This is a genomic window from Micromonospora sp. DT41, from assembly GCF_049841715.1.
Taxonomy (GTDB): Bacteria; Actinomycetota; Actinomycetes; order Mycobacteriales; family Micromonosporaceae; genus Micromonospora; species Micromonospora profundi.
The window spans coordinates 723125-735812 of the sequence record NZ_JBNCKU010000001.1 but is presented as its reverse complement, the minus strand read 5'-3'; the positions used below and the strand labels follow the sequence as shown (position 1 = coordinate 735812).

At 72.6% G+C, this 12688-nt stretch carries 15 protein-coding genes; 4 read left to right on the top strand and 11 right to left on the bottom strand.

Annotated features, from left to right (window positions below; all coding sequences use genetic code 11):
* Nucleotides 1-39: 39 nt before the first annotated feature.
* Nucleotides 40-219 carry a hypothetical protein gene (locus tag ACLQ23_RS03435; RefSeq protein WP_355588283.1) on the bottom strand — a complete coding sequence of 60 codons (180 nt, stop codon included), beginning with the start codon at nucleotides 217-219 and terminating at the stop codon, nucleotides 40-42.
* A gap of 179 nt (nucleotides 220-398) precedes the next feature.
* On the opposite strand from ACLQ23_RS03435, the gene ACLQ23_RS03430 reads away from it, so the two are divergent.
* A complete protein-coding gene (locus ACLQ23_RS03430; protein ID WP_355588285.1) occupies nucleotides 399-1070 on the top strand; it encodes a dienelactone hydrolase family protein in 672 nt (223 codons plus the stop codon).
* A gap of 10 nt (nucleotides 1071-1080) precedes the next feature.
* On the opposite strand, the gene ACLQ23_RS03425 is transcribed toward ACLQ23_RS03430, so the two are convergent.
* Complete coding sequence (locus ACLQ23_RS03425) at nucleotides 1081-2208, bottom strand: AI-2E family transporter (protein ID WP_355588287.1); 1128 nt, start codon at nucleotides 2206-2208, stop codon at nucleotides 1081-1083.
* Nucleotides 2209-2411: 203 nt separating this feature from the next.
* On the opposite strand from ACLQ23_RS03425, the gene ACLQ23_RS03420 reads away from it, so the two are divergent.
* Nucleotides 2412-2594 carry an antitoxin gene (locus ACLQ23_RS03420; RefSeq protein WP_355588289.1) on the top strand — a complete coding sequence of 61 codons (183 nt, stop codon included), beginning with the start codon at nucleotides 2412-2414 and terminating at the stop codon, nucleotides 2592-2594.
* 82 nt (nucleotides 2595-2676) lie between these two features.
* Here ACLQ23_RS03420 and ACLQ23_RS03415 read toward each other — a convergent pair whose 3' ends face one another.
* Nucleotides 2677-3279: a hemerythrin domain-containing protein gene (locus ACLQ23_RS03415; RefSeq protein WP_355588291.1), complete on the bottom strand. Its 603-nt coding sequence runs from the start codon at nucleotides 3277-3279 to the stop codon at nucleotides 2677-2679.
* 120 nt (nucleotides 3280-3399) lie between these two features.
* Between ACLQ23_RS03415 and ACLQ23_RS03410 the strand changes: the two genes are divergently transcribed.
* Entirely contained in the window at nucleotides 3400-4725 is a 1326-nt protein-coding gene (locus ACLQ23_RS03410; RefSeq protein ID WP_355588293.1) for an FUSC family protein, read from the top strand.
* A 10-nt stretch (nucleotides 4726-4735) separates the two neighbouring features.
* Here the strand turns inward: ACLQ23_RS03410 and ACLQ23_RS03405 are convergent, their stop codons facing one another.
* The 8 genes from ACLQ23_RS03405 to eccB all read right to left on the bottom strand — a co-directional run bounded on the left by ACLQ23_RS03405 (nucleotide 4736) and on the right by eccB (nucleotide 11288).
* Nucleotides 4736-5383: a C39 family peptidase gene (locus ACLQ23_RS03405; protein WP_355588295.1), complete on the bottom strand. Its 648-nt coding sequence runs from the start codon at nucleotides 5381-5383 to the stop codon at nucleotides 4736-4738.
* Between the two features lie 229 nt (nucleotides 5384-5612).
* Complete coding sequence (locus ACLQ23_RS03400; protein ID WP_355588296.1) at nucleotides 5613-6020, bottom strand: pyridoxamine 5'-phosphate oxidase family protein; 408 nt, start codon at nucleotides 6018-6020, stop codon at nucleotides 5613-5615.
* A gap of 31 nt (nucleotides 6021-6051) precedes the next feature.
* The gene (locus ACLQ23_RS03395) at nucleotides 6052-6393 is read right to left on the bottom strand and encodes a YkvA family protein (protein WP_355588298.1); all 342 of its coding nucleotides are present in this window, start codon (nucleotides 6391-6393) and stop codon (nucleotides 6052-6054) included.
* 60 nt (nucleotides 6394-6453) lie between these two features.
* A complete protein-coding gene (locus tag ACLQ23_RS03390) occupies nucleotides 6454-7305 on the bottom strand; it encodes a hypothetical protein (RefSeq protein WP_355588300.1) in 852 nt (283 codons plus the stop codon).
* A gap of 212 nt (nucleotides 7306-7517) precedes the next feature.
* Entirely contained in the window at nucleotides 7518-7892 is a 375-nt protein-coding gene (locus tag ACLQ23_RS03385; RefSeq protein WP_355588302.1) for a hypothetical protein, read from the bottom strand.
* A gap of 209 nt (nucleotides 7893-8101) precedes the next feature.
* Nucleotides 8102-9403 (bottom strand): WXG100 family type VII secretion target, encoded by a 1302-nt coding sequence (locus tag ACLQ23_RS03380; protein ID WP_355588304.1) that lies wholly within the window; start codon nucleotides 9401-9403, stop codon nucleotides 8102-8104.
* Nucleotides 9396-9764, bottom strand: coding sequence for a hypothetical protein (locus ACLQ23_RS03375; protein ID WP_355628285.1), 369 nt, complete (start codon nucleotides 9762-9764; stop codon nucleotides 9396-9398). The genes ACLQ23_RS03380 and ACLQ23_RS03375 overlap by 8 nt, the downstream gene beginning before the upstream one ends.
* A gap of 87 nt (nucleotides 9765-9851) precedes the next feature.
* Entirely contained in the window at nucleotides 9852-11288 is a 1437-nt protein-coding gene (gene eccB, locus ACLQ23_RS03370; RefSeq protein WP_355588308.1) for a type VII secretion protein EccB, read from the bottom strand.
* A gap of 160 nt (nucleotides 11289-11448) precedes the next feature.
* Here eccB and ACLQ23_RS03365 point away from each other — a divergent pair, with 160 nt between their 5' ends.
* Nucleotides 11449-12630, top strand: a complete 1182-nt coding sequence (locus tag ACLQ23_RS03365) for a type VII secretion protein EccE (RefSeq protein WP_355588309.1) — start codon at nucleotides 11449-11451, stop codon at nucleotides 12628-12630.
* Nucleotides 12631-12688 lie beyond the last annotated feature (58 nt).

Sequence of the window (12688 nt, the reverse complement as noted above, 5' to 3'; positions counted from 1 at the left end):
GGACGGGAATGCTCCCGTCCCGGCCGTTCCACGCGTACGTCAGACGGGTTCTCCGGTCGACGGGCGGCCCAGGGCGTCCCTGGGCGCCATCGCCCGGGGATCGTCGGGCAGGCGGGCCTCGGAGGCCTCGTCCCCGAAGTTCCGGCTCCGCTCGATGTCCTGTTCGCGCCGGTTCTGCTCGTCCATCTGCTGCTGCCGGGAGGTCTGCTGCTTGGCCATGGCGATCCTCGCGATCCGTCGGGGCGCGGTTGCGCCTGCGCGGTCTGCGGTCACCTCCCGGCTACCCGGCGGCACCTGCGACAAACGCGGCCCCGGCCCGGGCATCCGCACGTCTGCCGGGTGAGTGCGAAGCCTCAGGCGGGGTACGCGTGGGAGGGGCGAGCGCGCGGAGGTGCGGCATGGACGAGCAGAGCAGCACGGTGGCCATTCCGGTAGGGGACGTCCAACTCCCCGCCGATCTGCTGCTGCCCGCCGAGCCGGCCGGCGTGGTGCTGTTCGCGCACGGCAGCGGCAGCTCGCGGCACAGCCCGCGCAACGTGGCGGTGGCCCGGACGCTCAACGGGCGTGGTCTCGCCACAGTGCTCGTGGACCTGCTCACCCCGACAGAGGACGAGGTGGACGCGCGTACCGCCGAACTGCGGTTCGACATCGGGTTGCTGGCTGGCCGGCTGGCCGGGATCGTCGACTGGCTGGCGGTCGAGCGTCCCGCCGGGGACGTACCCGTCGGTCTCTTCGGCGCCAGCACGGGTGCCGCCGCCGCTCTGGTGGCCGCCGCGTCCCGCGCGGACCGGGTGGGGGCTGTGGTGTCCCGGGGCGGTCGACCCGACCTGGCCGGTGCGGCGCTGGTGCGTGTGCGTACCCCCACGTTGTTGCTTGTCGGGGGCCTGGACGAGGAAGTGATAGTGCTCAACGAGCAGGCGCTCGCCGAGTTGGGTGAGGTCGGCGAGCTGCGGGTGGTCCCGGGCGCCACCCACCTGTTCGAGGAGCCCGGCACGCTCGAACAGGTAGCCGAACAGGCAGGTGCCTGGTTCACCGACCACCTGGCCCGCGCGGCCGTTCGTCGCACCTGAGGTCGACGGGTCAACCCGCCGGGGCGGGCGGAACCGTAAGGGTGGCAGTGGCCCGGTGCCGTTGGACGGTGTCGATGATGCGCCAGAGGACGGCGGTGATCGGGACGCTGACGAAGGCACCGGCGATGCCAGCGATCAGGGTGCCGGCGGTGACGGCCACCAGGATCACCGCCGGGTGCAGTCGGACCTGCCGCTTCATCACCAGCGGTTCGAGCAGGTTGCCCTCGATCTGCTGGACGGCGATCACCGCCGCGAGGGTGAGCAGCGCCGTCGTCGGCCCGTTGGCAGCCAGGGCCACGAGCACCGCGACCGCTCCGGCCACCGTCGCGCCGATGATCGGGACGAAGCCGCCGAGGAAGGTGATGAGCGCCAGTGGCAGTGCCAACGGCACCCGCAGCACCACAAGAGCCAGGCCGATGCCGATCGCGTCGATAGCGGCGATCAGCATGGTGCCCCGGCTGTACGCGCCGAGCGTCTGCCAGCCGCCCCGACCGGCCTCGGCGACCACTGCGCGGTTCGGGCCGGTCATCCGGGCCAGCACCCAGTGCCACATCGACCGGCCGTCCTTGAGCAGGAAGAAGAGCAGCACCAGAGCGAGCAGCGCGGAGCCGAACACCTCGGTGGCCGTCCGGGCTCCGGAGACCGGGTCCGGCGAACTGCCGCTCAACCCCTCCCTGGCCTGGCTGATCAGACGGTCCAGTTGGGCGTCGGTGACAGGCAGGGTGGACGTGACGAAGTCCCGACTGCGGTCGACGCCCTGCGTCAACTCCTGGCTTAGCTGGTCGAACTGGCTCGCTGTCAGGTTCCACACCAGTGCGCCGACGCCCACCAGGATGCCGAGCAGCAGCAGGACGGTGAGCAGTGCGGCGAGTGCCGCGGGCACCCGCAACCGGCGCAGCCGGAGCAGCACCGGGTCGAGCAGAGCGGTGAGGAAGATGGTCGCGGCCAGCGCGATGGCAAGCGGCGCCAACAGCAGGGCGATCCGGCCCAGCAGATAGAGCCCGGCGACGATGACCACCAGGCAGGCGCTCCACAGCACCGCGGTGCGGACCAGCCACGGCAGCGCCGCCCACGGATGGCGCGGCTGTGCGTCGTGCGTTGTCTCCCCGGTGTCCGCCCCGGGTTCCTCTGCCGCCATGTCGGTCCTCCTCGATATCCGGGAGGTCGGTACCCGGCCTGACGCGCGCCGACACCCGTACCGCTCCAACGCGAGGTGGGCCCTTGTCGTGGCGGGTGCACACCTGACGTCCGTTCCTGGCCGGCGAGTCTGGATCATCCGGGTTTGGGCAACCCGGCCCAGGGAAGCCATCACTGACGCAGTCGACGTGGAGGAGGACCGTGATGAGCGACTTCATGGACAAGGCCAAGGACTTCGCGGACAAGCACGACAAGCAGGTCGACCAGGGGATCGAGAAGGCCGGCGACATGGCCGACCGGCGCACCGGTGGAAAGTACGACGACCAGATCGACAAGGGCGTGGACCAGGCTCAGGCCCGTACCGGAGAGGGCGACCAGGCCCGCTGAGACGCCGAGACATCCCGGGTCGCCACCGAGGTGGTGACCCGGGATGTCTCATGCGGACCGTCGCCGATTACCCGACGACGGGTCAGTGCTGCCCTTCGCGTAGCTCGTCCATCGAGGTCGGCCGGCCGCTCAACGCGTCGCGCATCCGATCGACCAGGCCGGTGCCGGGGGCGAGCAGCTTGTTCGCCGGAGGGCGGTCCGGTGCGCTCGGATGCGGCCGGGTCGGCGCGATCTTCTTGATCGCCGTCACCTTGCCGGCCAACTCGACAAGCTCCTCCCGGGCCGTCGCGGCGCGCAACCGGGGAAAGAGGTCGTTCTCCTCCTCCTGTACGTGGTGCCGGATGGTGCTGGTCAGGTGGGCGAGCAGCTCGTCGAAGCGCGGGTCGGACGGGTCGACCGACTCCAGGTCCTTCATTGTCCGTTCGGCGTCGGCGTGCTCGGCGATCTCATGCTCGGCGATCTGGTCGCCGTCGGGCAGCGCCTTACGGGCCGTCGGATAGACGTACGCCTCCTCGGCGATCGCGTGGCGGACGAGTTCGGCGATCACCACGTCGACTAGTTGGCGGCGGTACTCGGGGGTGCCCTGCCGCGTCTCCAACTCGACGAAGAGCGCCTCGACCTCATGGTGGTCGGTGACCAGGATGTCGACGACGTCCCGGTCGTCGACGGTCTGCGGATTGCTCATCTCACGTCCCCTTGCCGGTTGCGGATCGGTGGGTGTGTGTGGCCCCTGGTACCCCGCGACGGTGGGACAAACCCATGGTCGCCGATGGATTGCCGGGACGACGCCCGGGTATCCGCCGCCATGGCCGACGACCGTCCACCAGCCGGCCGCGACCGGTCCCGACTCGAAACGGCTGCCGAGAAGAGCGGCCAGTTCGTCGAATCAGTGCGGCACCGCAGCGGGCAGGCCGGCCGGCTCCGGGCCCGACAGTGGGAGATCACCCTGGTGATCGCCGCCCAGGCCGGGCTGGCCGCGGCGCTCGCCGCCCTGATCGCCCAGCACTTCCTCGGCTCCGGCTCGCACGTCTTCGCCCCCGCCGCGGCCGTCGGTACGATCGCCACAGCCATCGGGCAGCGAGCCCGCCGTACCTTCGAACTGCTGGCCGGCGTCGCGTTGGGCCTCATCATCGGTGACACGCTGCGCTTCGTCGTCGGCTCGGGGCCGTGGCAGACCGGCCTTGTCGTCGCCCTCGCCATCGCCACCGCCCTGCTCGTGGCCGGCAAGGGTGGCCCGCTCGTCGGGCAGGCCGGCGGTACCGCGGTGCTGATCACGACGCTGGCCCCGATGGAGAGCGGGCTGGAGGTGCCCCGGATCTTCGACGCGCTTGTCGGTGGCGTCGTCGGCCTGGTGGTGGTCGCGCTGCTGCTGCCGGTAAACCCGATGCGGGTGCTCGACCGGGCGGCGGCACCCATCTTCGATGTCCTCTGCGAGCAGCTCGCCGAACTCGCGCAGGCGGTGCGGGACCGCGACAGCGACCGGACGTTGCGTGTTCTCGACCAGCTCCGTGGCAGCGACGACGACCTGGGCCGACTGCACGACGCGTTGAGCGGGGCCGAGGAGGTGGTGACGATCGCGCCGGCCCGGTGGCACCGCCGCCAGCAGTTCCACAGGTACGCCCTCAGCGCGGGTCATCTCGAACGGCTGCTGCTGGACAGCCGTGCCCTGGCCCGCTGGTCGACGACCGCACTCCAGTACGACGAGCCGATCCCGCCGGAGCTGCCGGACGCGATCGCCCGGCTCGGTGCGGCGGTGGCGCAACTGCGTACGGAGTGCAGGGGTGACGACGCGTTCCAGAACACCCGTACGCAGGTCGAGGAGTGCGCGAACCTTGCCGGGCGGGCGGCCGCCCGTGGGGTCAGGTCGTTCGGCGACGCCCTCGTCACCGGCCTTCGCACCGCGGCCAGCGACCTGCTCCGCGCGACCGGCTGCGCACCGGACGACGCCAACCGGATCGTGCGCGCCGCCGCCGGCGCTGGCGAGGCCAGCGTGCATCCGCCGACCCGGCGACACCTGTACCGGATCCGGCCGACCCGTGCGGCGCGGACCCGGCGGCGGGCCGATCTGGCCGCCCGTCGGCGTCACGACGGCAGGGCCGGCCTCCCCGACAGTGGGAGACCGGCCCGGTGAACCGTGCGGATCAGGAGGAGTAGCCGCGCTCGGCGATCCAGCTGGCGACCTTCGGCAGGCCCATCCAGTACTCGCCGAGTGCCGGGTTCGCAGGGTCGGCGACCCGGATGGTGTCCCCACCGTCGCGGTAGCCGACAAGCGTCACGTAGTGGCCGCCCTCGTACGAGTGCGGGTTGCCGTTCAGGTCGACGGCAGTGCCCTTGATGTTGGCCACCACCGGCCGTCCGGCGTCGACAGCGGCCAGCACGTCGTGCCGCAACTGCTCGACCTGGTCGGGGCGGGCCACCGGGTCACTGATCTCGGTCGTCCGGTACCTGTCGCCGGTGAGCGCGTTCAGCACCCGGGTGATGTCCAGGGCCGACGCGGTGCCCGACTCGGTCGTGCCGAGCAGCTTGGCGACCTCGTCCTGCGGCAGCGCCTTGCCCTGGGTGGAGAGCGCCATCCGGGTCGCGGCCGGCCCGCAGTAGTAGAAGTTCGGCTGCGCCTGGTAGTCGAACCCGAGCACCCGCTCACCGCTGCGGTTCGTCTGGTTCGACGACGTCGGGGCGACCTGTGCCGGGGCGGAGGCCTGCGCGATGGCAGCCGGGCCGAGGGCACATCCGCCCGCGACCAGCAGGCCGACGACGGACAGACCGCTTTTCTGCATGATCGGGTTCATGGTCGAGTCTCCGTTCGAGGGGTTGGAGCCTCCGACTGGGCGGAGGGCAGCAGCACCGGGAATGGCGCTCGGCTCATCAGGGGGTCGACCCGCGGCGGTCTCGGCCGGGGGTTCGTACCGGTGTAACGGCCCTGCTCCGGCCGGCATTCCGCTCCGAGGCGGCACCCCAAACCACGCAAAACACCCAGGGGCCCCTGAGGTGGCTCGAACGCGGCGATCGGGTGGCGGGTCAGAGGCTCCCGAGCAGCCGGGTCACGGTGATCTCGATGACCACACGTTCCGGATTCGGACGCGGAGTGCGATACCGGTCGGCGTAGCGGCGCTCCGCCTCGGCCACCGCCGCCCGATCCGACCGGAGCACCGCCCGGCCCTCGATGGTGAGCCAACGCCGGCCATCCACGTGGCAGACCGCCACCGGCAGGCCCGCCGGACCGGCAGCGGCCACGTGACGCGCCTTGCGGGACGTACCGGAGGTGATCACCCGAGCCAGCCCGGCCTCCGGATCGACTGTGACCCCGACGGGCACCACGTGCGGGGTGCCGTCGGCGCGCAGGGTGGTCAACGTCGCGAGGTGCCGCTCCGCGCAGAAGGCCGCCACCCGGTCGTCGTGCCCGTCCAGCCGGTGATCGCCCGCCACGCCCGTCCCCTGTCCGTCGAACCGACCTCGATCATCGTACGGAGCGTCGGGCGGCCTCCGGAGCCGGCGGCGCGTCCGGCTGCCCGGGCAGCCGGCGACCCTCCACCCGGCGTTTCTGCACCAGCCGGGTGAGGTAGATCAGCGCGCCGGCCAGGACACCCATGTCGTCCAGGTAGATGGGGTCCGGGAGGACGTCGACCGGGAAGATTGCGTAGATGAGCGCCCCGTAGAAGACGACCTTGCCGCTCGCACCGAGCCCGGTCAGCATCCGGCGGGTACGCACCACCCGCACCGCCAGCAGCACCGCGCCGACAAGTGTGGCGATCGCCAGGATGCCGGCGATCACCACGAGCACCCACGTCTCTCGGGACATGGCGTCACGCTAACCCACCGACGGCGGTCCGGCCCGCTGTCGGACCGCCGTGCCGTGCGGTCAGAACGCGGGGACCGCCGCGCGGCCGCGAGCGACAACCACGTTCTCCCGGGTCGGCTCGGTCAGTGGCCGGCCGACCTCGCTGAGCGGCAGCACCGACGACGACTCCGCCACCCGCCGTCCGGTCGCCTCGAGGGCTTCCGCGCGGAGGCTGCGGGCCGCCGCGACGGCCAACTCGGCGGCCCGCCAGGCGGCCTGCTCCTGCTCCTGGGCGGCGACGTGCCGGGCCGCCAGGTTGTCGCGGATCGCCCGCTGGAGCACGAGTTCCTGCTCGACCGGGTGCAGCCGAGGGTCCCAGCCGTTGCGGTGCGCGAACACGTCGCTGAGCTGCTCCACCGACAGCTCCCGCCGCCAGTACGCGTCAAGCGCGGCCCGATGCAGGTATCGCTCGCGGTCGGCGTACTCGGCGGGGGTCTGGGTGGTGTACGGCAGTGGCATCGCGGAAGCCTCGACGAGTCGGCGGACGCCGGCCTCGGCGGCCTCCAGTGCCTGCCAGGCGGCCTCGGCCGTCTCCTGCGCGGCCACCCACTCCGCCCGCCGTCGCTGCGCGGTGGTGGTGGCGCGCTCGGCGGCCACCGCGACCTCCTGCGCGTAGCGGCTCTGCTCCCGTTCCTCCTGCGCCTCTTCGATCTGACTGGGCATTGCCGCGGCACGGATCCGCGCGGCCAGGTCGAGGCGGAGAAGGCCGGGACGCAGCAGGAGGACGGCGACAGCGGCCACGACCACCCCGAGCAGGCTCAGCCAGATGACGGCGGCCCGGGGCACGTCGGGCAGGACGGCGGAGAGGACGGTCTGCATGATCAGCACCTCGCGGTCGAACAACGGGTATCGACGGATGGGTCCTGACGGCACCGGGCCGATGATCGACTGATGTCGACGCGGTCGGCTCCGAGTGGTCGGGAGAAGCTGTTTTTCCGATGGCCTGCCGGAAACGATCGCCGCTGGCGGACGTGGCACGGTCACCGGACGGTGGCCGTCGGCTGCGGATCACGCCGACGATGGCGACCCGATGGGCCGGGCGCGTCACCCGAGGTCGGATCGCGCGGATCGTCAGGCGGCCAGGGTCAGCGGGTGGGCGGGCCGCGCCGGGCGGGTGCGCCCCGGCCGGGCTCGATTGCCGGCGCGTGCTCCAGGCCAGCGGTGACCGGGCCGGTCGCCGTGGCGGTGACGACTCCTTCGGCCGCCCCGGAAGGGTTCGGCCGGCCCGCACTGTCGACCGCCTGGGCAGCGGACTCGGACGCAGCCTCGGGCCGGAGGGTGTCCACCCGGCTGCTCACGACGCTCGGCCGGGGCTGCGTCGGGGAGGGAGGCGGTGTCGCGGCGAGGGCGCCGCCGAGGCCGACCGCGAGCACCAGCGCGGTGAACGCCAGCCGGGTCAGCTCCCGAAGTGACCGCAGCACGACCCGCCGGGCTGGGCGGATCTGGTTTGCCGACGACACCCGACCAACCTATCCGCCGACCCGGCGTTGCGCAGCATTGCGGCCGCGCCGGCCGGGGTGACCGCTGCCACTGTGGCCACTGTGGACCGGGTGACGAACGGCCCGGCCTCAAGTGAGGCCGGGCCGTCAAGGTCCAGTGGCGCCCGTCGGCTACCCGGCTGCGAGCCGTGTCGCCTCGGGGACGATCAGCGCGTCGCCCCGGAGGGCTGTCAGCTTGCGGTGCCGAGCACCGGCGGCGCCGCGTCCCCGCCGTCCTGCCACACCATCTCGTCCTCGGTCAGCCAGGTCAGGCGATCGTCGGACTCGTCGTCGGTCGGTCGGCCGTTCCCGCCGAGAAGGCCAGGACGGTTGGTGCCCGCCCCGCGACCGGAACCCGGCCGGCCCGTCGCTCCCTGGCCCCCGGCTGCGGCCGCCCGGCCGGTGGCCTCAGCACGCCGACCATCGATGCCGCGCCCGACACCGCTCGCCGAACGGGTGTCGGCAGCGGCCGCACCACCGGTCGGCCGGGCCGCCGGGGTGGGCGTGCTCGTCGAGCCGGCAAGTGTGGACGTGCGCAGCACCCCGCCGGCCGGTGCCCCACCCGGTGCCTTGAAGAGCAGACCCCGGCCGGTCGTCCCGCCGCTGGCCGGTGCCGTCGTCGGTCCGGACATGCTGGCCAGCCCGGCGACGCCGCCGGCGAGCAGTGCCCCGCCGACCAGAGGGTTTGCACTGGAGAGTGAGGTGCTACCAGTGGAGGGGCCCGGACCGGTGACGACGCCGGGCGTGCTGCCGGTGCCCGGGCCGCCTTCGGTGCCGGTGACGAACCCGGTGGCGACCGGGGCCGCGGACGTGTGGGTCGGCGTCGAGATCGTCGCGTTGCCGGTGTGTGCGAGGCGGCTGGTGGTCGGGGCGGCGTGGGGCGTGGTGGTGCTCGGAACGCTGCGGGGCGTCGTCGGGTCCTGGTTGACAGTCTTCGGCGTGTCGTCGCCCGGACGCGGTGGGTCGACCACGCGGTCATAGGCGGACAGGTCGTAACCGGCGGCCAGCTCGGCCACCACGTTCACCATCCGCTTGTGGGCCTTCTCCTGCTCGGCCTTGTCCTGCTGGTGGCCCATGATGCCGCCGACGACGGCACCGGGCAGGCCGAAGGCCGCGCCCTTGAGCGCGCCGGAGACCGCCTTGTCGTTGTCGTCGGTCTCCTCCGGGCTCTCCGCCTTCTTGTGGGCGGTGCGAAGCTGGCCGGCCATCATGGTCAGGCCCTGCTTGACGCCGGACATGCCCTCGCCGAGCGCGTCGGTGTGGCTGACGATCAACGTGAGCCGCCGCTGGAACTCGCGGCCCGCCGAGCCTGTCCAGCTGTTGCCGAGCTTCTCGATGTCGCCGCTCAGCTCCCGGCTCAGGCCGTCCAGGATGCCCTTCAGCGTGGCCCACTTGGCGGCCAAATCGTCGATCTGCTCGGGCTTGCCGGCCATCACCGCGTCGTACAGCTCCTGGTGGCTTTTGCCGTCATAACGCTGGGTGTACTCAGACACGACCGTCCCCCTTCGGCTTGAGCGCCTGGTCGACCCCGTTCAGTGCCGAGTTGATGTCGGTGGCGTTCGCCGCGTTGCGCGCCTCGGCGGTCCGGTAGTTGGCGAGAATGGTGCTGGTCGCCTGCTGCGCCGCCAGCAGAGCCTGCCGGAGCCGCTCGGCCTGCTCCACATAAGACTGGTGGACCGAACTGTAGCGACGGGCGTTCTGAGTGGCGTCGGTGAACAGGCCCAACGCCGGAGGACTGCACTGCATCTCGGTGTTGAGCTTGCGCAGCACCGCCTCGGCCTGGCTGAGCCGCGCCGCGAGGTTCTTGTGGAAGTCCTCAAGGGACAGCAGGTCCACTTCCGTACGGCCGGTCATGGCAACATCCCCGTCGTTCTGGTCGACAACCGTCAGCGGAACCAGGCTAGTCCACCATTGCAAGCTGCGGCGACCCGTGGCGCTCGCTCAGCCGTCGGTGCCTGTCGATGGCGTGCCACCCGGCGAGAAATGCGCGAGCGCGTCCTCGCGGTCCAGAGTCGGCCCGGTGGGGATCAGCGCGAGCAGGGAACCGGGCACCGCCAGCGGCGTGACCCCCTCGTACCCGAGCGCCCCCAGCGCCTCGGCCGACCCGAGCGGATACCGGACGCCCTGCGGACTGATCAGGTAGACAGTCGACCCGGCGGCGCCGGACCCGCTCGTCCCGGCACCGGGCGCGGCCTGGGCCAGCACACCCTTGCCGCCGGGCAGCAGCACCGACTCGGCCGTACGGACCGCGTCGCGGTTGCCCTGCCGCACCGGCACCGAGTTCGGCTCGTTGGCGCTCAACTCGGCAGGCGCCCGGTCGAAGACCTCAAGCGTGGTGGTCGGCGGGCCGCCGGCGTTGCCGGCCCGGTAAGTCGCGCAGAGCAGCGTCTGCCCGGCCCGGGCCGGATACAGGGAGGGCAGCGTCCGCGGCATCCCGTCCGGGTCCAGCCGCTGGTCGGTTAGCAGGCGGCCCGCCTGATCGGGCGTGATGTCGGTGATCTGACCGCCACCGCTGATCATCAGCAGTGCCGTGATCTCACTGATCGAGACGAGCCCTTCGCGGGCCAGGACGTAGTGCTGCCCGGCCGCCTGGAACACCTGCCCGATGGTGGCCGGCCGGCCGGCCACGCTCACCCCGCTGCGGTCACCCATGCCGGGCAGCGACGGCTTGCGCAGCGGCGGCCCGGCCGGCAGCGCGTTGAGCAGTTGCTGCCCGACAGGCAGGGGCGGCGTGCCGCTCATCCGCAGCGCGGCGACCGACTGGTCACCGCCGAGCACCTCGAGCCGGGAATTGCCGGTGAGCAGATGCCGCTGACCGTCGACTGTGACAAGCACCGCGCGGTCATCCAACGGGGCGCCACCCGGCAGCGCGCGGTCGATCACGACGCGTGTGGTGGACCGGCGCGGGTCGACGGGATCGGGTACGTCGCAGACCGACCAGGGCAGACCGGTCAACGACTTGCGGCCGGGCAGCGCGTCCGGCGCGCCGACGATGCCGACGGTGCGACCGCGCGGGCGGTCCCGCAACGAGGTCTGCGACATCGTCCGTACCTGTGGGTTCGGCTCGTTCAGGATCAGTCTTGCGGAGGTGTAGTTGAGCGTCGGGTGGAGCTTGCCCTCGACGAACACGTACGTCGCGCCGGTCTCCCGTTCGATGACAAGCGTGTTCTCGTCCAGCGGCGCGGTGTTGCCGGTCAACTGGCCGTAGGCACCCACCCCGCCGAGCACCACGGCCGCGGCGATCGCGCTGCCGAAGACGGCCATGCCGAGTCGCCGCATCGGCAGGTTCGTGGTCTCCGGATCGCCCGACAGGAGAGCGGAGACGATCCGGCGGGTGACGAAGCGGTACGCCTGCACCTGATCGCGGCGGGTCCGCATGACTTACCTCCGGCGGGATGGATCCGCGACGATCAGGTCAGGGTGCCGTCGCGGGCTTCCCTACGATAAGGGGCCGACGGCCGGCCCTCTGGCCCGCCGCCCTGGTCGGCGCCGGGCGTTCCCGGAGCGGAGCCACATCGTGCAGGAGGGACAGTCAGCGATGACGCAGGTTCAGGCGCGACCCGCCCGAGCGGTCACGAGCCCGTCCGACGTCCCGGCGCGGGTGGCCCCGGGCGTCGATCGGCCGGGTCGGGGTCGTATCGGCCCGGTGCTTGTCGGCCAGCTCGTCGTGCTGGAGGTGTGTGCGGTCGCCGTATGGGCCGCGACGGCCGGCCCGAGCTGGCTGCTCGCCGTGGTAGGTGCCGTCGCGGTGCTGGTCGTGGCGGCGGTGTTCGCCCGGCGCGGTGGTCGCTGGTGGTTCGAGGACGTGCTGTTGCGTCGCCGGTTGCGGCGTCGCCGCCAACGCGCGGCGGCGGCGGCACTGGCGAGCGCGTCGGTCGCCGACCCCCGGTTGGCCGCGCTCGCACCCGAGTTGAGCGTCATCGAGCTGACCGACCGTGGCACCCGGCTGGGCATCGGGCAGGACGACCAGGGCTGGTTCGCGGCGGTCGCCCTGCAACCCGGTACCGGCGCGACGGGCGGTTCGGTGGACGCCTCCGTGGTGGACCGCGCGTTGCGGGTGCTCACCGAATTCTCGGCACCCGTCTCCAGGGCCCAGGTCGTCGCGCACACACTGGTCTGGTACCCGGCCTCCGGTGCGCCGCCGGCAGCGCACCGGTCGGTCTGGGTGGCGCTGCGGCTCACGATCCGCGACGCCCGGGTCGAAACGGTCAGCCGCGGCGGTGGGTTGCCCGGCGTACACCGGACGTTGGCCGCCGGGATCGGCCGGCTGGGCAAGGCGCTGACCGCCGCCGGGCTGGCCCACCGGCCGCTGGGCCGCGACGAGCTGCGCGCGGCAGTCGTGTCGGCCGCCGGCCTCGACCTGGTTCCGGAGACGCCGGCGGAGACCTGGCAGGGGCTGCGGGGCGGCGGCTGGACGCACCGCTGCCTGACCCTGCGGGGGCGGCCCGACACTCCGCTCGGCCCGCTTGTGGACGCGATCACCGCCACGTCGGCGCCGTCGCACACGGTGGCCGCGGTGGTCTCGTCCGACGGTCGCCTGGCGGCACCGCTGCTGCGCGTCGCGGCGATGGACAACCACGTCGAGGCGCTGGTCAAGGTCGTCCGGGACGTGGCACAACGCGCCGGCCTCCCGGCCCGGCCGATGGACGGGCAGCACGGCCCGGGCATCTACGCCAGCGCGCCGGTAGCGTCGACGCCGGGTGGCACCGCCCGCCGGTAGTCACCCCGACTGGCCAGCGGCAGGCCAGGCCGCTGACCGGCCAGCTGCGGCAGGTGGG

Excerpts from the sequence above, each read along its gene's own strand:
- ACLQ23_RS03375 (WP_355628285.1), bottom strand. The coding sequence starts at position 9,764 with ATGACCGGCCGTACGGAAGTGGACCTGCTGTCCCTTGAGGACTTCCAC.
- eccB (WP_355588308.1), bottom strand. The coding sequence starts at position 11,288 with ATGCGGACCCGCCGCGATCAGGTGCAGGCGTACCGCTTCGTCACCCGC.
- ACLQ23_RS03415 (WP_355588291.1), bottom strand. The coding sequence starts at position 3,279 with ATGAGCAATCCGCAGACCGTCGACGACCGGGACGTCGTCGACATCCTG.
- ACLQ23_RS03425 (WP_355588287.1), bottom strand. The coding sequence starts at position 2,208 with ATGGCGGCAGAGGAACCCGGGGCGGACACCGGGGAGACAACGCACGAC.
- ACLQ23_RS03405 (WP_355588295.1), bottom strand. The coding sequence starts at position 5,383 with ATGAACCCGATCATGCAGAAAAGCGGTCTGTCCGTCGTCGGCCTGCTG.
- ACLQ23_RS03410 (WP_355588293.1), top strand. The coding sequence starts at position 3,400 with ATGGCCGACGACCGTCCACCAGCCGGCCGCGACCGGTCCCGACTCGAA.
- ACLQ23_RS03435 (WP_355588283.1), bottom strand. The coding sequence starts at position 219 with ATGGCCAAGCAGCAGACCTCCCGGCAGCAGCAGATGGACGAGCAGAAC.
- ACLQ23_RS03430 (WP_355588285.1), top strand. The coding sequence starts at position 399 with ATGGACGAGCAGAGCAGCACGGTGGCCATTCCGGTAGGGGACGTCCAA.
- ACLQ23_RS03395 (WP_355588298.1), bottom strand. The coding sequence starts at position 6,393 with ATGTCCCGAGAGACGTGGGTGCTCGTGGTGATCGCCGGCATCCTGGCG.
- ACLQ23_RS03365 (WP_355588309.1), top strand. The coding sequence starts at position 11,449 with ATGACGCAGGTTCAGGCGCGACCCGCCCGAGCGGTCACGAGCCCGTCC.
- ACLQ23_RS03420 (WP_355588289.1), top strand. The coding sequence starts at position 2,412 with ATGAGCGACTTCATGGACAAGGCCAAGGACTTCGCGGACAAGCACGAC.